The sequence below is a fragment of the uncultured Endozoicomonas sp. genome (assembly GCF_947495845.1).
Classification (GTDB): Bacteria; Pseudomonadota; Gammaproteobacteria; order Pseudomonadales; family Endozoicomonadaceae; genus Endozoicomonas.
This window is the reverse complement of sequence record NZ_CANMAO010000032.1, coordinates 1-18,958: the sequence shown is the minus strand read 5'-3', so window position 1 is coordinate 18,958 and position 18,958 is coordinate 1. Positions and strand designations below refer to the sequence as shown.

General features: G+C 47.3%; 17 protein-coding genes. 10 read left to right on the top strand and 7 right to left on the bottom strand.

The genetic code is table 11. From position 1 onward, the window contains the following. The first annotated feature begins 190 nt into the window (after nucleotides 1-190). Complete coding sequence (locus tag Q1B11_RS16860) at nucleotides 191-964, top strand: exodeoxyribonuclease III (protein WP_067515917.1); 774 nt, start codon at nucleotides 191-193, stop codon at nucleotides 962-964. Here the strand turns inward: Q1B11_RS16860 and Q1B11_RS16855 are convergent. Both Q1B11_RS16855 and rph read right to left on the bottom strand, forming a co-directional pair. Continuing rightward, nucleotides 940-1,563, bottom strand: a complete 624-nt coding sequence (locus Q1B11_RS16855; RefSeq protein ID WP_299734550.1) for an ATP-binding protein — start codon at nucleotides 1,561-1,563, stop codon at nucleotides 940-942. The genes Q1B11_RS16860 and Q1B11_RS16855 overlap by 25 nt on opposite strands. A 116-nt stretch (nucleotides 1,564-1,679) precedes the next feature. Continuing rightward, the gene (gene rph, locus Q1B11_RS16850; protein ID WP_299734548.1) at nucleotides 1,680-2,396 is read right to left on the bottom strand and encodes a ribonuclease PH; all 717 of its coding nucleotides are present in this window, start codon (nucleotides 2,394-2,396) and stop codon (nucleotides 1,680-1,682) included. A gap of 144 nt (nucleotides 2,397-2,540) precedes the next feature. Between rph and Q1B11_RS16845 the strand changes: the two genes are divergently transcribed. The 3 genes from Q1B11_RS16845 (at nucleotide 2,541) to Q1B11_RS16835 (ending at nucleotide 5,902) form a co-directional block, all read left to right on the top strand. Further along, complete coding sequence (locus Q1B11_RS16845; protein ID WP_299734546.1) at nucleotides 2,541-3,410, top strand: YicC/YloC family endoribonuclease; 870 nt, start codon at nucleotides 2,541-2,543, stop codon at nucleotides 3,408-3,410. A gap of 128 nt (nucleotides 3,411-3,538) precedes the next feature. Then, a complete protein-coding gene (gmk, locus tag Q1B11_RS16840) occupies nucleotides 3,539-4,153 on the top strand; it encodes a guanylate kinase (protein ID WP_299734544.1) in 615 nt (204 codons plus the stop codon). A 156-nt stretch (nucleotides 4,154-4,309) separates the two neighbouring features. After that, on the top strand, nucleotides 4,310-5,902 hold the full coding sequence (locus tag Q1B11_RS16835) for a hypothetical protein (RefSeq protein ID WP_299734542.1): 1,593 nt from the start codon (nucleotides 4,310-4,312) through the stop codon (nucleotides 5,900-5,902). Between the two features lie 32 nt (nucleotides 5,903-5,934). Here the strand turns inward: Q1B11_RS16835 and Q1B11_RS16830 are convergent, their stop codons facing one another. Continuing rightward, the gene (locus Q1B11_RS16830; protein ID WP_299734540.1) at nucleotides 5,935-7,734 is read right to left on the bottom strand and encodes an aminopeptidase P family protein; all 1,800 of its coding nucleotides are present in this window, start codon (nucleotides 7,732-7,734) and stop codon (nucleotides 5,935-5,937) included. 230 nt (nucleotides 7,735-7,964) lie between these two features. Between Q1B11_RS16830 and rpoZ the strand changes: the two genes are divergently transcribed. The 3 genes from rpoZ to Q1B11_RS16815 all read left to right on the top strand — a co-directional run bounded on the left by rpoZ (nucleotide 7,965) and on the right by Q1B11_RS16815 (nucleotide 10,935). Next, the gene (gene rpoZ / locus Q1B11_RS16825; RefSeq protein WP_299734538.1) at nucleotides 7,965-8,219 is read left to right on the top strand and encodes a DNA-directed RNA polymerase subunit omega; all 255 of its coding nucleotides are present in this window, start codon (nucleotides 7,965-7,967) and stop codon (nucleotides 8,217-8,219) included. A 101-nt stretch (nucleotides 8,220-8,320) separates the two neighbouring features. Then, entirely contained in the window at nucleotides 8,321-10,453 is a 2,133-nt protein-coding gene (gene spoT, locus Q1B11_RS16820; RefSeq protein WP_299734536.1) for a bifunctional GTP diphosphokinase/guanosine-3',5'-bis pyrophosphate 3'-pyrophosphohydrolase, read from the top strand. Between the two features lie 95 nt (nucleotides 10,454-10,548). Further along, nucleotides 10,549-10,935, top strand: coding sequence for a RidA family protein (locus Q1B11_RS16815; protein ID WP_067581906.1), 387 nt, complete (start codon nucleotides 10,549-10,551; stop codon nucleotides 10,933-10,935). Nucleotides 10,936-10,976: 41 nt separating this feature from the next. Here Q1B11_RS16815 and Q1B11_RS16810 read toward each other — a convergent pair whose 3' ends face one another. After that, nucleotides 10,977-11,822 (bottom strand): SDR family oxidoreductase, encoded by an 846-nt coding sequence (locus tag Q1B11_RS16810; protein WP_299734532.1) that lies wholly within the window; start codon nucleotides 11,820-11,822, stop codon nucleotides 10,977-10,979. 147 nt (nucleotides 11,823-11,969) lie between these two features. Here Q1B11_RS16810 and Q1B11_RS16805 point away from each other — a divergent pair, with 147 nt between their 5' ends. From Q1B11_RS16805 to Q1B11_RS16795, 3 genes are all read left to right on the top strand, one after another. Next, nucleotides 11,970-12,872, top strand: a complete 903-nt coding sequence (locus Q1B11_RS16805) for a hydrogen peroxide-inducible genes activator (protein ID WP_067581899.1) — start codon at nucleotides 11,970-11,972, stop codon at nucleotides 12,870-12,872. Between the two features lie 110 nt (nucleotides 12,873-12,982). Next, on the top strand, nucleotides 12,983-15,055 hold the full coding sequence (gene recG / locus Q1B11_RS16800; RefSeq protein WP_299734601.1) for an ATP-dependent DNA helicase RecG: 2,073 nt from the start codon (nucleotides 12,983-12,985) through the stop codon (nucleotides 15,053-15,055). A gap of 119 nt (nucleotides 15,056-15,174) precedes the next feature. Further along, on the top strand, nucleotides 15,175-16,161 hold the full coding sequence (locus tag Q1B11_RS16795) for a hypothetical protein (protein ID WP_299734530.1): 987 nt from the start codon (nucleotides 15,175-15,177) through the stop codon (nucleotides 16,159-16,161). Here the strand turns inward: Q1B11_RS16795 and Q1B11_RS16790 are convergent. From Q1B11_RS16790 to Q1B11_RS16780, 3 genes are all read right to left on the bottom strand, one after another. Further along, a complete protein-coding gene (locus Q1B11_RS16790) occupies nucleotides 16,151-16,576 on the bottom strand; it encodes an Mpo1-like protein (RefSeq protein ID WP_299734528.1) in 426 nt (141 codons plus the stop codon). The two genes, Q1B11_RS16795 and Q1B11_RS16790, sit on opposite strands and share 11 nt — an antisense overlap. Nucleotides 16,577-16,749: 173 nt before the next feature. Then, the gene (locus Q1B11_RS16785; protein ID WP_299734526.1) at nucleotides 16,750-18,309 is read right to left on the bottom strand and encodes a SulP family inorganic anion transporter; all 1,560 of its coding nucleotides are present in this window, start codon (nucleotides 18,307-18,309) and stop codon (nucleotides 16,750-16,752) included. 376 nt (nucleotides 18,310-18,685) lie between these two features. Next, on the bottom strand, nucleotides 18,686-18,958 hold a 273-nt coding region (locus Q1B11_RS16780), incomplete at its 5' end, for a hypothetical protein (RefSeq protein ID WP_299734524.1).

Below are 18,958 nucleotides of genomic sequence, written 5' to 3'. Positions count from 1 at the left end.
AGCCGTATTCCTGAAAAATAAGACGCTAAATGTCGTTCGCCTCAGCTTATATAAGTCTTTGGTTATGTTTTTCAGGTCAGATTTAGTACTATAGACGGTCGTCGTCTATAGTGATCTGTTTTCCCGGCTACTGATTCGCCGAGAACAAGATTAAGTCAGCGCGAGATTGCGTGCAGACAAGGTGTAGTCGATGAGAGTTATCAGTTTAAATTGTGAAGGCATTAAGAGTGCACGGGAGAACGGTCTATTTGACTGGCTCGTGGAGCAGGACGCAGATCTGATCTGCCTTCAGGACACTCGAGAAGATGAGCAGGTGATCGAGGATCAGTATTTCCTTGATGGCTATTTTGTCTATGCATTCAGTGGTTACAATCGCCAGGATAAAGGCGGTGTTGCTATTTATACCCGTCAGGCGCCCAAAGCGATCATCAGTGGTCTGGGCTTTCCGGAGATGGATGAGACCGGCCGATATCTGCAGGCAGATTTTGACAAGATTAGTATTGTCAGCTTGTTTGTGCCTGAAGCAACAGACGACGACAGCCTTAATTTCAAATATCGATTCCTTGATGGTTACTCCCATCACTTAAGTAAACAGCGCCGTAAGCGCCGTGAGTTTATTATGAGTGGCACCTGGAACATTGCGCACCGTAAAATTGATGTGACTAACTGGCGTGACGCACAGGAAATTTCTGGCTTCAATCAGGCTGAACGTGGCTGGATGGAAGGCTTGCTTGGTGACATGGGCTTCTTTGATGCGTATCGCGAAGTGGATCGTGAAGCGGGCAAATACAGCTGGTGGAAAGATAACGCTGCCCGTGATGAAAACAACGGCATGCGCGTTGATTATCAGATTATCACCCCGGGAATGCGCCACCGTGTACTGAATGGCGGCATTTATAAAGGCCAGGCGTTTTCATCCCACGGACCAGTCATCATCGATTACGACTGGGAATTGGGCATGTAGTCTGCTTGCTCTTTCCGGAGAAGTGTACTGATCAAATTCATGCACTTCTCAACTCTTGCCTCTAAATCCCCGCCTTCTATCCTGAGCACTGAGCTTTCTGGAATCTGCAGTTCGCTCTGGCAGTGAACAATCCACTGATCAATTTCCTTTTGAAAGCCGCTATCTGTGCTGCGTAGCCCGTCGTTTTCAATAGGCAGTACGTCAATTGGTAGATAAATGTAAGCATCAATTTTTTTGGCAATGGCTTGGGCTAATCGCAATGTATAAGGGCTGATCGGGCTGTCGCAGACATTAAGCCAGTACTGGTGAAAGGAAAGAATAGAGGGCAGACCCGTATCAATAATGCCATGGCCGCCATCAAGGTTTTCACACCATTGAAGCATGGCGCCCAGAGCGGATGCTGTCATGGCGGTAGAAGCAAACTGACGGCTGTCAGAGTTCTCAAGAATCGCTTCTCGGGGTGACTGATAGCCCAGTTTCAGTGCGGTCTGACGGTAGTAGTCATCAAAGACTGACCATTCACTGCCCAGATTTTGCTTCAGTGCTGACGATAAGGTTGTTTTTCCGGTGCTCGACGCACCAATCAGCGAAATAATCACATAGCCTGCCTTTGATAAAAAGCCCCAAGAGCGAAGGGGCTTTTTAAAGATAGATTAACTAAGTGATCAGACAGCGATTGACCGGAAAAGTGTCAGAAAAAGTGTCAGAAAAAGTGTCACTCTTCCAGCGCTTTTTTCTGCAGAGTGATGATCTCTTCGATACCAGAGCGAGCCAGAGCCATCATGGCCAGCATCTCGTTCTGGCTAAAAGGTGCAGCTTCAGCGGTTCCCTGAATTTCGATAAAACCGCTGGCATCGGTCATGACCACGTTCATGTCCGTTTCAGCACTGGAATCTTCTGGGTAATCCAAATCCAGCACCGGGCTGCCTTTATAAATACCAACAGACACGGCAGCAATCATATGGAGCAATGGGTCTGCTTTGACCATGTTCTTTTTCTGCATGTGTCGAATAGCATCTACCAGGGCAACACAGGCACCGGTAATAGAGGCTGTTCTGGTGCCGCCATCTGCCTGGATAACATCGCAGTCGATATTGATGGTGTTTTCTCCCAGCTTCTTCATATCCACTGCTGCGCGAAGTGCGCGGCCAATCAAACGCTGAATTTCCTGTGTTCTACCGCCCTGCTTGCCACGGGAGGCTTCTCTGCCCATACGCTCAGTGGTGGAGCGCGGCAGCATGCCGTATTCTGCCGTGACCCAGCCTTTACCAGAGCCTTTCAGGAAACGGGGAACACCACGCTCTACAGAAGCGGTGCAGATCACTTTAGTATCACCAAACTCAACAAGGACTGAACCTTCGGCGTGTTTGGTATAATTGCGAGTGATTTTTACATCGCGAAGTTGATCGGCCGTTCTTCCACTTGGACGCATGGTGTCTACCTTAGGCATGTTCAGGAAATGATAATTTTGCGGAATTATAACGGTTCTAACGGTTTTCGGGAAAACACTGTTTAATTTATCCGTAAACTTCTTAATAATTACCCGTTAATTTATCGACCGAGAAAAGAGTATTTCATGATATCCAGCATGACTGCATTCGCCCGGGTCCAGGTACAGGAAGCCTGGGGCAGCCTGGCATGGGAAATTCGATCGGTTAACCACCGCTATCTCGAACCGCATTTCCGCCTTCCTGATCAGGGGCGTGAAACAGAGCCCCAGCTTAGGGAAGTACTGCGCAAACAGTTAAAGCGTGGCAAGGTGGAATGCACGCTGAAATATCAGCTGATGGATCAGGCTCAGGTATTGGAGTTGAACCGTCCCATGCTGGAAAAGCTCTCTCAAGCGATTCAAGAGGTTGAATCCCGGTTTGCTTCGGTTGCGGCAGTGAATCCTTTGGAGGTGTTGCAATGGCCTGGTGTGCAGGCGGTTGAAGAGATGGAGCTGAAGGAAATCAATGCGGCTGCGGTCAACAGTTTTAAAGAAGCCATTAAACAGTTGATACAAATGCGCCAGCGTGAGGGGAACGAGCTGAAAGCCTTCATTGAAACCCGATTGGATAATATGGGGGAAGAAGTGAAGCAGCTGCGAGTGCTGTTGCCGGGCATTCTCAAGAACCAGCGGGAAAAGATTCTAGACCGGTTATCAGAAGCGAAACAGGAGCTGAATCCTGAGCGTCTGGAGCAGGAAATGGTGATACTGGCGCAGAAAATGGATGTTGATGAGGAGTTGGATCGCCTGGAAGCACACTTTTCAGAAGTTCGACGTACACTGAATACTTCAGGCCAAGGGGCTGTTGGTCGTAGGCTGGATTTCCTCATGCAGGAGCTGAACCGAGAGGCCAATACCCTGTCATCCAAATCGATTCACTCCGGGCTGACCCAGAGTGCGGTGAACCTGAAGGTTTATATTGAGCAGATGCGGGAACAGGTACAGAACATCGAATAATCACCATTAAAAACAGAGTTTTAGTGGTCGATTTAGCAGAAAGGCGGCGCAATTTTTTGGACAGCGCTCTAGCCTGCTTTATTCTATAAGTTATAGATTTCACAGAGCCTGGCTCTGGAGCTTCATATATGAACATTGGTACGCTTTACATCATTGCAGCCCCTTCCGGTGCCGGTAAAACCAGCCTGGTTAAGGCCATGGTTGAATCCACGCCCCATGTGCGGGTATCGGTTTCTCACACGACTCGTGAGATTCGCCCTGGTGAGCAGGATGGTGTGAATTATCACTTTATCTCTTTGGATGGTTTTAGGGAGATGATGGATAAGAGCATGTTTCTGGAACACGCTGAAGTGTTTGGGAACTTCTACGGCACGTCAGAGCACTGGGTGCGCGAGCAGCTGAAAAAGGGTGAAGACGTTATTCTGGAAATTGACTGGCAGGGCGCACAGCAGGTTCGTAAGTTGATGCCAGATGCGGTTTCCATCTTTATCTTACCGCCTTCTCTGGAAGCCCTTCGTGAACGGTTGATTGGGCGCGCTACCGACGATCTTTCCATCATTGAACGACGAATGTCTCAGGCGGTCAGTGAAATGTCGCACTATGGTGAGTTTGACTACCTTGTCATTAATGATGAGTTTGACTTGGCGCTCAGAGATTTACAGACCATTATTCGCAGCCAGCGTTTATCAACAAACTGGGTACAGCATTACAAGGAAGATCTAATCAAAGGGCTGTTAAGCTAAGTCTTATTTTCTGTCTTCTCTCTAAAGCGCTGCTTTGACAAATCTGGCAGCGCAAATCTCAGTCACCAGCTACACCTCCCTCTTGCATACAACCTATTCAAGGTAATGAAAACATCGAGTAATGAGAATGCCCCTTTAGCCGCTATTTAGAGTGATATGATTCATTTTGGAGCGAAAATGGGGATTACTAATAACTCGGGTATTTCATCCCAAAACGTTGTTAGGCTTGTAGGTCAGAGCCAAGAAGGTAGGCAGTCAGGTCAGGCCTCAAGAAAGTTTCGGGGGCGCGCCATATCAACGTCTAGTGTAGACTCTGGCTTTATTGATCTAAAGAGTAAGGCAAGTTCAAGGTCCAGTTTGCAGACGAGTTTAAGCTCCCGCTCTCTGACAACCATTGAACCGAAACAGAACTATATCAAAAAAGAAACGTCTGGTTCAGCGACACTCAATAAAATCTTTCACAAGGCTTTAAGCAGTAGTGATCCAAATGAAGTATCGAGAGGTATTACCGAGTTTTTAAGCACTATTCGGGATGAGTGCAAGTCGAAAGGGTACAGTTCTGAGCACAAACCATCATCAAAAGAGAGTAGTAAAAAATATAATCAGCTGGTTGAAATGGTGGCTCATGAATCTCTGTTGACACAAACCCTCAAAATAGGGGAAAAAACATCAACGATCGACCAAGTCGTCCAGCATTCAATGGATATTGTACAGTCACAGCGACTTATTAAAATGCATGATTACCGCATGCGTAGGTCCTTTGCAAGCAACTTGATTCAGGTTGGACGTTTTTCTAAGGAGGATCAACAGCTGATTTATGATGTAGGTCTTAATCTGGATTGCTTTTATGCAGATGAGCATGTTGAACAGCGGAATAAGACTGAGGCTCAATTTAAAAAGTTGAAAAAGGAAATGAATAAAACCGATAAGCCAGACGATGAATTGGTCAGGCAGTTTGAGAGTGCCGGGGAAAAATTGCGTAAGAAATCTAAGTCTGTAACACGTTTACTTTCAAAAGAAGGAATAAAGGATTATGGGAACGTTTATAACGATTTGGTCAGGAAGACAGAAGAAAAGACCCGGTTAAAAATAGAAGACCTCATCAAGAATGGAAAAGACAAGGGGGTGCGCGCATTATTTTCCAATAACTCAACGGCCTGGGTTGGTAAAGCAACGCAAAGAATAGAAAAACATGCTCGGAAAACAGCCGGAGAAATGAATGAAAAGCTGAAGTCTCGCTCAGGAGGGGGTGACAGTATAGTACGAGAATACAGGGAGTCTGTTCTGAAAGTATTGGCTGATCAGCAATATGATATGAATGTTAGGACATCAGGAAGTTTAAATGAATCTGGTGTGGTTTGTATGAAGGATATCTTGTCCTGGGAGCAAAGCGTTGCCGAAAAGCTTCCCTACAGTAAGAGGGGTATTTTGTTAGACTCTTTTAGACGCGATGTATTAAGGCTGGTTGATAAAATGGAGCGCCGGAACTTTGCAGTTTATAAGAAATACCCTTCTATCCAATGCGTTTTACAGGAGAAGCTTTCAAAATCGATTAAAGAGGCTATTGATAATGATCTGACAAAATTCAAGAGGGCTTCCTTACCTCCCAAAAAACTAGAGGGAAAATTATTAAAAGAGCTTTCACAGATTATTGATCAACATACCCTGAAGAAAAAAGGAAAATTTGCAAATGTCAATTTAGGAGGGTTGGCAGTTCGCTTTGATTTGAAGTGGCTGTCAGGCAAATAGACCAAACAACCACTATTGTTGGATAGCAATAATTAGAGAGCCATTGTTTTTTGCTGTAACCAATCTTTATCTTCAGAACTCAGCAATGGAGATAATTCCTCAAAAACATTTTGATGATAATTGTTTAGCCATAACTTTTCAGGTTCGGTAAGCATTTCTACCAGCAGTGGTTTAGTATCAAAAGGAGCCATTGTCAGAAGCTCTAGCTGATGAAAGTTGCCGAAATCATTCTTAACGTATTCAGCCACAAGCATGATGTTTTCCAGACGAATGCCATGTTTATTACTGCGATAAACACCTGGTTCATTGGTAATCACCATTCCCGGCTTGAGAGCAACTTCTATCAATTTTGGGCTAACACTCATGGGGCCTTCATGCACGTTCAGAAAGAAACCAACACCATGACCAGTGCCATGGTTGTAGTCCATGCCCTCTGCCCACATAGGTTGGCGGGTAATGGCATCCAGCTGCATGCCAATAGTACCGGCTTTGAATTTTGCGGATGCCATGGCGATATGGCTTTTCATCACCAGGGTGTAATCGCGCTTCTCTTCTTCAGTTAGCTCGCCACAGGCAAAAGTACGGGTAATATCGGTGGTGCCATCGGGATATTGGCCGCCGGAGTCAATCAGCAACAAGCCTTTCTCTTTAACGTTGTAGGCGCTGTCTTTATCTGCCCGGTAATGGATGATTGCCCCGTGTCCAGCGTAACCAACAATCGCTGGAAAGCTGACACCTTTGAATTCAGGCGCTTCAGCCCTGAACTGCACCAGCTGCTCATCAATATTGACTTCATCCAGCTTGCCGGTGGGGATATTGGTTTCCAGCCAGCGTATAAAGCGCACCATGGCAACGCCGTCACGACGATGGCAATCTTTCATCCTCTCGATTTCAGTGCTGTTCTTAATGGCTTTCAGATTTGTGGTAGGCAGGCGGTCTTCGATTTTATTAATGTTTTCCGGGATCACAGAAGCCAGCTTATAGCTTGTGGAAGCCGGATTAATCAGCAGGGTCGTGGGTTCCGACAGTGCAGACAAGTGTTTGAAAATATCGTCATATGCTTCCAGGGAAACCTTGCTGTCATTCAGTGACTGCATAGCTTCTGAAGTGATACGACTGCTATCAGTGAACAGTGTTACGGCATCCTGAGAAACCATGGCATAGGCCAGAAACACCGGGTTGCACTCGATATCAGAACCACGAAGGTTAAACAGCCAGGCGATATCATCCAGCGTCGTGATCAGCAGATCAGACACCTTTTTGATAGCCATAAGCTCGCGGACATTGGTCAGCTTTTCGGAAATCGACTTGCCCGCATAAAAAAGTTCGTGATTAATGACCGGCTCTGCTGGCAATGAAGGGCGGTCACTCCAGATCTGATCCAGCAGATCTTGATCACCTTTCAGGCTAATGGATTTTTCTGCGAGCTTATTTTCAAGTGTTCTCACGGTATTAAGATTCAGCACGGCACCATCAAAACCAACAACGCCTTTCTCTTTCACTTCGCTGGTCAGCCATTCTGCCATGGTTGGCACATCAGGCTGGCCATCTTTCATCAGCTCAATACCCGTGCCCATTAGTTGCTCTTCAGCCTGAAGGAAATAGCGACCATCCGTCCAAAGGGCCGCTTTGTCTTGAGTAACGACCACGGTACCCGCTGACCCCGTAAAGCCTGAAAGCCATGCGCGCCCTTCCCAATGGCTGGCGACGTATTCACTGTTATGAGCATCTGAAGAAGGGATGATCCATGCATCGATGCCCTGTTGTGCCATCATGCTGCGGAGGTCGTTGAGCCTTTTGGGCTGTTCAGGTTGGCTGGTTGTATTGGCCATGAAGATTCCAAAGCTGTGTTCTTGAAGTGTGATTTTATCGTTTTAGTACACAGCGATACTATAATCCGCAACGACTATGGAGCAAACACTAACCGTGCTAAAGCTTGTCTGGCTATGGGTCGTAAAGTAAACTAAACGGTCCGGCAAACCGGCATTCAATTTACAGTATTTAATTTGTATTGATGCCAGCACCTTTATCCCCAAAGATTGCAAAGATGGAGTAAACCACCGTGGCACGAGTAACTGTAGAAGACTGTCTGGATAACGTAGACAACCGTTTTGAATTGGTCATGGTCGCTTCCAAGCGTGCCCGTCAGCTGACTATCGGCGGTAAAGACCCAAAAGTTGCCTGGGAAAATGACAAGCCTACCGTTGTCGCCCTGCGTGAAATCGCTGAGGGCCTGGTAACCCCCCTGAATGTTGATGAGCGCGCTATCGATGACGAAGAAGCGGCCATGTTCCTGGCAGGTGTACAAGCGGATTGATTCTGCTTTCTATTGCATGTAAATGGCTGCAGTTATGTAGCAAAAGTGTTTAGAAAGTGTTGTGAAGGTGCAATGGATGAGCTGCGCATAAGGAGCGGACTTTGCTGACCATCGATGAGTTTGCCGGCCGCTTGAAGTCCTATCTGAATCCCGAGCAGGTCAACCTGGTTCGTCGTGCCTACTACTATGCTGAGCAGGCACACGACGGACAAACTCGCCGCAGTGGCGACCCCTACATTATTCATCCCCTCGAAGTTGCGTCCATTCTTGCGGATATGCACATGGATCATCACAGCCTGATGGCGGCGATGCTCCATGATGTCATCGAAGATACCGGTATCGAAAAGCAAGACCTTGCCAGCCAGTTTGGTGATGTGGTCGCTGATATGGTGGACGGCGTCAGCAAGCTGACCAACATGCAGTTCGAGAACAAAACCCTGGCTCAGGCAGAAAATTTCCAGAAAATGGCGTTGGCCATGGCTCGGGATATCCGGGTAATTCTGGTGAAGCTGGCGGATCGTCTGCACAATATGCGAACCCTTGGCGTACTTCGTCCAGATAAACGACGAAGGATAGCCAAAGAAACCCTCGATATTTACGTCCCTATTGCCAATCGCCTTGGCATGCACACCTTACGAACTGAATTAGAAGATCTTGGTTTTTTTGCCATGTATCCCATGCGCTCACGGCTCATTCGTCAGGCGGTAAAAAATGCCCGGGGCAATCGTAAGGATCTGGTCGGACAAGTTCAGCAGGCCATCGCTGCACGTCTGGAAGACGAAGGGCTAAAAGGCCGGGTGGTTGGTCGTGAAAAGCACCTTTACAGCATTTATCGCAAGATGCGCAGCCAGAGTAAATCCTTCGATGAAATCATGGATATGTTTGCGTTCCGTGTCATCGTCGACAGTGTGGATAGTTGTTATCGAGCGCTGGGTATTGTCCATAACTTCTACAAGCCCATTCCGGGTCGTTTTAAAGATTACATCGCTATTCCCAAAGCCAACGGTTATCAATCTCTGCACACCACGTTGTTTGGTATGCACGGTGTCCCCATAGAAATCCAGATCCGCACACAGGAAATGGAAGACATGGCCAACAATGGTATTGCTGCCCACTGGTTATATAAGTCTGGTGAAGAAGCGCTCTCCGGCAGCCATGCCAGAACCCGACAATGGTTGAAAGGCGTTCTTGAACTGCAAAAGAACGCTGGTGACTCACTCGAATTTATCGAGAACGTCAAAATCGATCTCTTTCCGGATGAAGTTTATGTCTTCACGCCGAAAGGGCATATTTTTGAGCTGCCGAAAGGTGCGACAGCTGTCGATTATGCATACGCGGTGCATACTGATGTTGGTAATACTTGCGTCGCGTGCCGTATAAATAAACGGCTTGCGTCGCTAAGTCAGCCTTTGCAAAGTGGTCAGACGGTTGAAGTGGTCACTGCTCCAGGTGCCAGACCAAACGCAGCATGGCTGAACTTTGTTATTACCGGCAAAGCTCGCTCCAACATTCGACACTTCCTGAAACACCAGCGCAGAAATGAATCCATTGCCCTTGGTCGCCGTTTACTGAATAAAGCACTTCTGAGCTTTGACAGTAATTTGGAAAAAATCGGTGAGGAATCTATTAAAAATCAGCTCGTTAACTCCAAGTTAAACGATTTGGATGAGCTTCTGGAAGATGTTGGCCTTGGTAATCGAATGGCCTATATCGTTGCCAAAATTCTGGTTGAGCCGGGCAGTCTGCCTGAGAGCAAGAGCCAGCTGGATATTTCCAAGCGGGAAGCGCCACTGTCCATTCGTGGCTCTGAAGGTATGGTGATCAGCTTCGGTAAGTGCTGCTATCCAATCCCAGGCGATCCTGTGGTTGGGCATGTCAGTTCTGGCCGAGGCATCGTAATTCACACGGATTCTTGCCCGAATGTTGCAGAAATTCGCCATCATCCTGAAAAGGTGCTTGAGGTTGAGTGGGATAAAGAGGTTTCCGGTGAATTTACGGTGGAACTGAGTGTCGAACTTCAGCATCACCGTGGCATGATTGCTTCTCTGGCCACCGCCATTACAGCAGTTGAAGGCAATATCGATAAAATCAGCATGGTTGAGCAGGATTCTCAGTGCAGTGTCGTGCAACTGGTATTGAACGTCCGTGACCGTTTACATCTGGCCAGAATTATAAAGCGCATACGGATTATTAAAGGTGTGAACTCCATCGTAAGAAGGCGTCGTGAGTCGTGAGACTTACCGAAAGGCTTGAAAAATCATGACTGTCCACTAGTATCGTTGGTTTCCTGTTAGCACTTTTGGTTATTTAATTTCAGTAAGGATAAATAATGAGTAACAGGCAGACAATAAATACAGATAAAGCCCCTAAGGCGATTGGTACCTATTCTCAGGCGGTTAAAGCCGGTACTACAGTTTATATCTCGGGTCAGATTCCCTTGGTTGCTGATACCATGGAGCTTCTGGCTGGTAGCTTTAAAGATAAAACACGCCTTTGTTTTGAAAACTTGCGGGCGATTGCTGAAGCCGCAGGCGGCCATCTGGATGATGCCGCTAAAGTCACCATTTTTCTCACCGACATGGCGAACTTTGCCGAAGTGAATGAAGTAATGGCTGAGTTCTTTAAGCAACCCTACCCTGCTCGCGCAGCAGTCGGTGTGAAAGAGCTGCCAAAAGGTGTGCCGGTAGAAATTGAAGCGATACTTGAATTGAAGTGATTTTTTCAGGCTTATGCGCACGAGTAAGCTTGCTTATCCGCCTACAAAAGCTTTGAATAGCCAGACCTGAAGTCAGGGTAGAAAAACTGATACCCAGTACCAACGATACGATCATTTGAGCATCGACGATTCCCCCGCTGCGGAGCAGGGTAGTTATCATTGTCCATTTCCACTTCCAGTTGTTCACCCAGCCATTGTAGTATTTCATGCATTGTGACTGGGTGGCCGTCCACACCAAGATAAAGCTCATCGATATCAAAGCCGTTATCATCACGCTGAATCAGGTGCGCAATAATGCCCGCCGCGTCTTTCATGTGAATGCGGTTACTGAATACTTCCGGAGATTTCGGGCAGCCCTGCCCTTTTTTTGCGCGGTCAATTAATCGGCTTCGGCCCGGACCATATATTCCACCAAGTCGAACGGCGGTACTTTTGAAAGGCGACAGGTTCAGTAGGTTTTCGGCGTCCAGCATGATTTTGCCGGTGAACTTAACCGGCTCGGTTGTGGAGGCCTCATTAACCCATTCACCTTTGCTTTGATGGAAGGTGCTGGTGCTGGAAGTAAAGAAAATGCGACGAGGAGCGTAATTGTTGTCTTCCAATCGCTGAATCACGTTTTGCAGGCCATCAACATACGCTGAACGATACTGCTCTTCGGTACCGCCATCTGATGATGCAGAGTAGACCAGATAATCAATGCGCTTTGGCCATGAACCTAGCGCTTCTATTTCGAATAAGTTGCCCTTAATAGGCTTTACACCCGCAGGCAGTTTGGAAATATCCCGGCGCAGTCCCCAGACATCAAAAGCATCCAGAGCAAGCAACTGCCTCGCCAGTTCACAACCTACATCACCGCAACCGGCAATCACCACATTGAGCTTTTTCATAGCACTGCTCTATCAGTTGATATAATCTCTGTAAAAATCATAATAGCCAAGTACATAGTACTGTAAATACGCACTGTGTTTATTTACAGTACTATGTACTTGGCTATTATATTCGGCACAACCGGCGCCCAGAAAGTTGATTACGCTATGACACTGACAGAACTTCGCTACATTGTCACCCTTGCTCAGGAGCAGCACTTCGGCCGTGCCGCGAGTAAGTGCTACGTCAGTCAGCCTACCTTGAGTGTCGGAGTGAAAAAACTTGAAGATGAGCTGGGTGTGGCGTTGTTCGAACGGACGCGCAATGCAGTTCGCGTGACCCCAATGGGCGAGCTGATTATTGGTCAGGCGCAAAAAGTTCTGGAAGAATCAGCAACCATCAAACAGTTGGCAAAAACCGGGCAAGATCAGTTGAGCTCTCCACTTAGAGTGGGAGCCATCTACACCATCGGGCCCTATTTGTTTCCGCACCTGATTCCACAGTTGGCTCAAAGTGCGCCAAATATGCCGCTTTATATCGAAGAAAACTTTACAGCGGTACTTCGTCGTAAGCTTCGGCTGGGCGAACTGGACGTCATTATTATTGCCTTGCCGTTTAATGAGCCGGATGTTTTGACTAAGCCACTCTATGATGAACCGTTTAAAGTGTTGCTGCCCAGTGGGCATCCATGGGAAGAGCAGGAAAGTATTGATCCTGCCGATCTGGCTGAAGCCGATTTATTAATGTTAGGGGAAGGCCACTGTTTTCGTGATCAAATTCTTGAAGCCTGCCCGGTTCTGGGCAATAAAAAAGAAGGCGACGGAAGTGGTATAGAAGCGACATCTCTGGAAACCATCAGGCACATGGTAGCTTCCGGAATGGGCATCAGTGTTCTACCACAATCAGCCATAGTTGATCATCACTATGCGCCTAACTTGCTGACAACTCGGCCTTTCCGTGCACCTTCACCGGGTAGAACCGTAGCCTTGGCATGGCGAGCCAGTTTTCCGAGGCCCAAAGCCATTGATGTTTTATCTGATGCACTACGGCAATGCTCAATAGCTCAGTAAATGCTCATAGCCCAGTAAATGCCCATAGCCCAGTAAATGCCCATAGCCCAGTAAATGCCCATAGCCCAGTAAATGTTGGTTGGTAAACGACAGTGAATATAAACCGATCATTGAATGATATTTCTGTCACCACCTTAAAAGGTGTGGGCAGTGCTTTGGCCGACAAACTGAGCAAGATCGGCATTCATTCGATTCAGGATCTGTTGTTCCACCTTCCCATGCGTTATCAGGATCGAACCCGGGTCGTCCCAATCGGTTCACTTCAGCCACATAGCGATGTGGTTATTCAGGGTAAGGTTCTCGCTTCCGAAGTGGTCATGGGTAGACGACGAAGTCTTCTTTGCCGGGTAAGCGACGGTACTGGTTCAATCAGTCTGCGGTTTTTCCACTTTACCGCTGGGCAGAAAAACAATTTAAAACCTGGGGCTGAAGTTCGTTGTTTTGGTGAGCCTCGCCGAGGCGCTACCGGCTTTGAGATTTATCATCCGGAATACAAAGTGATTCAGCCGGATGCACCGATAGATGTAGAGGAAACCTTAACACCGGTTTATCCGGCCACTGAAGGGCTAACTCAGCAGCGCATCAGAAGCCTTTGCGAGCAAGCTTTATCGCTGCTTGCTAATGAAGATTCGTTGCAGGAATTATTGCCTGATCCCATTCGGCAGAAGTATCGGTTGAGTCCTTTGGTAGCTGCCGTGAAATTACTGCATAAACCACCACCGGATATTTCCACAGAGCTTTTGGGAGAAGGTCGGCACCCCGCTCAACAACGCCTGGCATTTGAAGAATTACTGTCTCATAACTTGAGCCTGCAACAGCTTAGAAAACGAGTGCAGTCTATAGGTGGCTTTGCCATGCCGCCTAAAAGTCAGTTGACGGATAGTATGCTGGAGCAACTGCCGTTTTCTCTGACAGGGGCTCAGCAGCGGGTGATGAATGATATCAGTCAGGATATGTCGGCTATTCAACCAATGCTGCGCCTTGTGCAGGGTGATGTGGGCTCGGGTAAAACGGTGGTGGCCGCGTTGGCTGCATTACAGGCGGTAGAAAACGGTTATCAGGCTGCCGTTATGGCGCCGACGGAGATTTTGGCAGAGCAGCATCAAATCAACTTTGCTAACTGGTTGAAACCACTTGGCATCTCTATGGTTTTTCTATCCGGAAAAACCAAGGGGAAAAAGCGGCAGGAAGTGCTTGAACAGATTGCGACCGGCGAGGCATTAGTGGTTGTTGGAACCCATGCATTGTTTCAGGATGAAGTGCATTTTCACAAACTGGGTTTGGCCATTATTGATGAACAGCATCGTTTTGGCGTTCATCAGCGTATGGCGTTGCGCAAAAAAGGTGAGAAAAATGGCGGCCTGCCTGATCAGCTAATCATGACGGCAACACCAATACCGCGAACGCTTGCCATGAGTGCCTATGCTGATTTGGATGTCTCCGTGATTGATGAGCTGCCGCCGGGCAGAACCCCAATAAATACCGTGGTTATTGGTGATGATCGTCGCAACGAAGTAATGCAGAGGCTAAAAACAGCCTGTCTGGAAGGTCGTCAGGCGTATTGGGTGTGTACTCTGATTGAGGAGTCCGAAGCCCTGCAATGTCAGGCGGCTGAAGTGACTGCTGAATTGCTGAAAGAAAGCCTGCCAGAATTATCCATAGGGCTTGTTCATGGGCGAATGAAATCGGCGGAAAAAGTCGAGGTGATGAAAGCGTTTAAAGAAGGTCATCTCCATTTGCTGGTGGCTACCACCGTGATTGAAGTGGGCGTTGATGTTCCCAACTCCAGTTTGATGATTATTGAAAACCCCGAACGTCTGGGCCTTGCTCAGCTACACCAGCTTCGTGGTCGGGTTGGCCGTGGTAGTGTGGCCAGTCACTGTTTGTTGATGTATCACGCCCCGTTATCCCGACAGAGTAAAGAGCGTTTGCAGGTAATGAGGGATTCCAGCGATGGTTTTGTGATCGCTGAAAAAGACCTGGAATTAAGAGGCCCGGGAGAAGTGCTGGGTACAAGGCAAACCGGCCTAGCCCAGTTTCGAGTGGCTGATCTTGAACGTGATGGTGATTTGATGGAGTCTGTACGCAATGCAGCTCGAGAACTCATTGAACGGTCGCCAGAATACGCAGAGCCATTGATTAACCGCTGGCTGGGTCGAGGTGAAGATTATGCTAATGTCTAATTGCTGGCTGGTCGGATATCAAACAGAATGTACTGGTGATTCGTGGTTTTCACAACCGAATTGCACAGATAAATCAGGTGATCATATTCTATTTGTTGGCTCACAGGGAAGTATTGGCTATGCCTACGACATCAGGGTTCAGACAAGAGCATGCTAAGAGTAATGTAATCGTTCCTGTCTATAATATTTTGAACGAAAATACTGTTTCAGGTTTGGCAAATGGCCGAACCGTTTCACCTTTTTTCTGTGCAAAGAAGTCATCAGATCCTTCCATTGGCATTGATAAAAGCATTTTTGATCGCAAAGTCTCCTTAGTCACTCGAATAAAGAATAAGCTCTCCGAATGCTACTGGTGGGTAAAAAGTAAGGTATTAAGCAAAGCACAATATACTGCCAGCGTGGTAGACAGAGAATTCCAATATTTTGTACGTGGAGGCTCTCTAGACAAAAAGTTGAACGGTAATGGTAGAGTTAAGTTGTTTTTAGCGAGCTCTGATTATTTGAATGAGATCGAGACGTTATCCCAATCAATCAGGCGTTTGGGTCAGAAAGAAGCACTCTATGATGAAAATGCCTTTACACTAATATTTCTATCTATTCAGCCAGATAAAAGCAAAACAGGAGGTGCTATCACTGCTTTGGAAACCCTTCGTAATATCCTTTTGAAAAAGGATATAGAGTTAGCGGAAACCAATGGCTGTGAGTTGGAGGGGCGATTATCTGATGAACACTTGGAAGCTTTTAAATTAACCGCTCTGGCTAGGTGTTATCAAACTCACTTATTACTTGGTGGACTGTATGGTACGCTGGATCTTCTTCGGGAGAAACTGAAAGGTGAACCGGGTGGTTGTGATATGGATAGTCGCTTAGGTGCGTTGCAAGAAGCAAAGAGTCAGTTAGAAAAAGTACAACAATTAACGCGTGGTTTATGTCATGCAATTATAAAGGCTCAAATGCCCGGCTTCTTTAATGATGGTTTGTATACGCCGCTGAAAGTGACGGATAAAGACGGGATGGTTTATTTTCGTTCAGATCTCATCCAGCCAAGAGGAGGCTGGAAGGATACTGAGGATGCAGTTGCAAGAGCAAATAAAGTTAATAACTGATATTCAGTTTTCGGAACAAAAAGCCAAGGCACCACAGCGGGCCGATGAGTAGAAACTTCAAGTCATCAAAGAACGATGGCTTTTTCCCTTCAACTTTATGACCAACAAACTGAAAGATCCACGCGACTACAAAGATTCCAATACTGGCTTCCAGCACATAAGCACCTAAAGCTTGAGACAGTGCAGCGGATGCGGCAAAAATCAGAATCATCGCCAGTGACAATTTAAACGAGAGTTTGAAATAAAACAGCATGGTCACCGCCATCAGCACCCAGGCGGCAATCGGGCTGAATGCCCAGATAATGCCAACAATGCTGAAAAGAATGGCTGGAACACAAATCCAGTGGATGAGCTTATTGGTTTTGTTCTGGTGACTTTCGCCGTACTCACTGAACCATTGTTCGATGGTTTTCATGATGCAGTTGCCTCTTTGGTTTTCTTGTTATGGACAGACAGGATCACTTTATCAAATCAGAACTATGGTGCGCAATTATGGGGAGTAAGTCTGAGCGAGTCTTTTTTAGATAGTTGTGAATAGATAGTTGCGGATAAAAAAAGCCCGACTGTATCGCCGGGCTATGTAGATGATCAGGCGTTAGTCGCCACAAAATATTTCGGATCTTCAATCACATTCACTTCAACCATATTGCCCGCCTTGCTGAGAAGCTTTCTGCAGTCTGGACTCAGATGTCGGATGTGTAATTTCCTGCCGCTGTTCAGGTAACGTTCTGCCAGCGTATCAATAGCTTCAAGACCGGAATGATCGCTTACTTTGGAATCCTGAAAATCGATAATGACATTCTCATTGTCGTCTCTTGGCGTGAACTGTTCCAGAAAGTGGGTGGTCGAGCCAAAGAACAATGGGCCGTGGATGTTGTAAATGGTTGAACCATCTTGGTCATCCTGCTTCTCCACCCGGATGTGCTTGGCGTGTTTCCAGGCAAAAATCAGGGCAGAAACAATGACACCCACGATAACGGCAACCGCCAGATCGGTCAGCACAGTCACCACAGAAACAAGAACCAGAACAAAGGCATCACCCTTTGGAACTTTGTTCATGATTCGGAAGCTACTCCACTCAAAGGTTCCGATGACAACGATGAACATAACGCCCACCAGAGCCGCAACCGGAATCATCTCTATTAATGAAGAGGCAAACAGAATAAAGGACAGCAGGAACAACGCAGCGGAAATACCGGATAAACGACCACGGCCGCCTGAGTTTACGTTGATCATGCTCTGACCAATCATGGCACAGCCACCCATGCCACCGAAGAAACCCGTCACAACATTGGCAACACCCTGACCAACACATTCGCGGTTACTGCTGCCGTGAGTCTCGGTGATTTCATCCACCATTCGCAATGTCAGCAGCGATTCGATGATACCAATGGCGGCAAGAATCAGAGAATAAGGGAAGATAATTGCCAGTGTCTCAAAGGTAAAAGGCACTGAAGGAATGCTGAAAGAAGGCAAGCCACCGGCAATTCCTGCAACATCACCAACACTCTTTGTATCAAGGTTTAACGTCAGTGCGACACCGGTAACAACGAGGATCGCTGCCAGTGAAGAAGGAATAGCGGTAGTCAGTTTTGGCAGGAAGTGAATAATCGCCATAGTCAACGCAACCAGACCCAGCATCAGGTACAACTCAGTACCGCCCATCCAGGCCACATCCACCACACTGTTTTCAAGGAAGGTGCCCGTCAGCCAGCCCGCTTCGCCCTGAACACCAAACTGACTGAGTTGCGCCAGGAAGATCACGATAGCCAAACCATTAACAAAGCCCAGCATGACCGGGTGCGGCACCATTCGAATAAATTTGCCCAGCTTGAAGGCACCGGCAAGCATTTGAAGAATACCCATCAATACTACGGTGGCAAAAAGATACTGAACGCCGTGGATAGCGACCAGGCTGACCATCACGACGGCAAGTGCACCGGTAGCGCCGGAAATCATTCCCGGACGTCCGCCAATGGCGGCAGTAATCAGACCGACAAGAAAGGCGGCGTAAAGGCCAACCAGTGGTTCGACGCCGGCGACAAATGCAAATGCGACGGCCTCTGGAACCAGGGCCAATGCCACGGTCAAACCCGAAAGCAGGTCGTTCTTAATAGTGGCAACGTTTCTGACGTTGGGTTCAAACAAGTGAATTCTCCAGAAAACTTGGGTTGATATCGCCGACTCGGCGGGTGCAACACGATGAATGACTTATTGGGTATCGTTGAATTTTTGTAATTGTTAATGCCCAAAGGGCTTAATGAAACTGCTCGGAGAAAATGATGAGATTTTCTTTGAACACGGGTCATGGTTGGGTTTTTAAGTGCTCGGCTGAAAATAGAGCCTTTGCTGCGCGTGCATTTTAAATAAGCGGCTCTTTAAAGGCAACGAAGCATAATGGAGAAACCGGCTGTACGAACAGGAAAGGTACCGCTGTTGGTTGACGGTGTTGTATCTATAAAGCAGTTAAATAGACGGCGATCGTCTATGAATCGTATTAAGCGGGATAAGCTAAAAATAGGTATTAATCCATCTGGCTAATAGCGATATGGATATATAGTATACGCAGCTCTTCCGGACAGCACTGCTGAACGAGAAGAGGATTTTGAAAAACAAGGTTGAATGACCGGTTGACAAAATCACTCGGCGCGGTAATATGCGCCTCCGCTGACACGGTCTGAACGACAACGTCAGCGAGTTGAAAAGCATCTGAAAACGACCGCTTGACAACGAAAGCCGCTTCGGTATGATAGCGGCCTCGCTGATCGGCCCTCTTGTAAGGGGAAAGTCGCCGGTT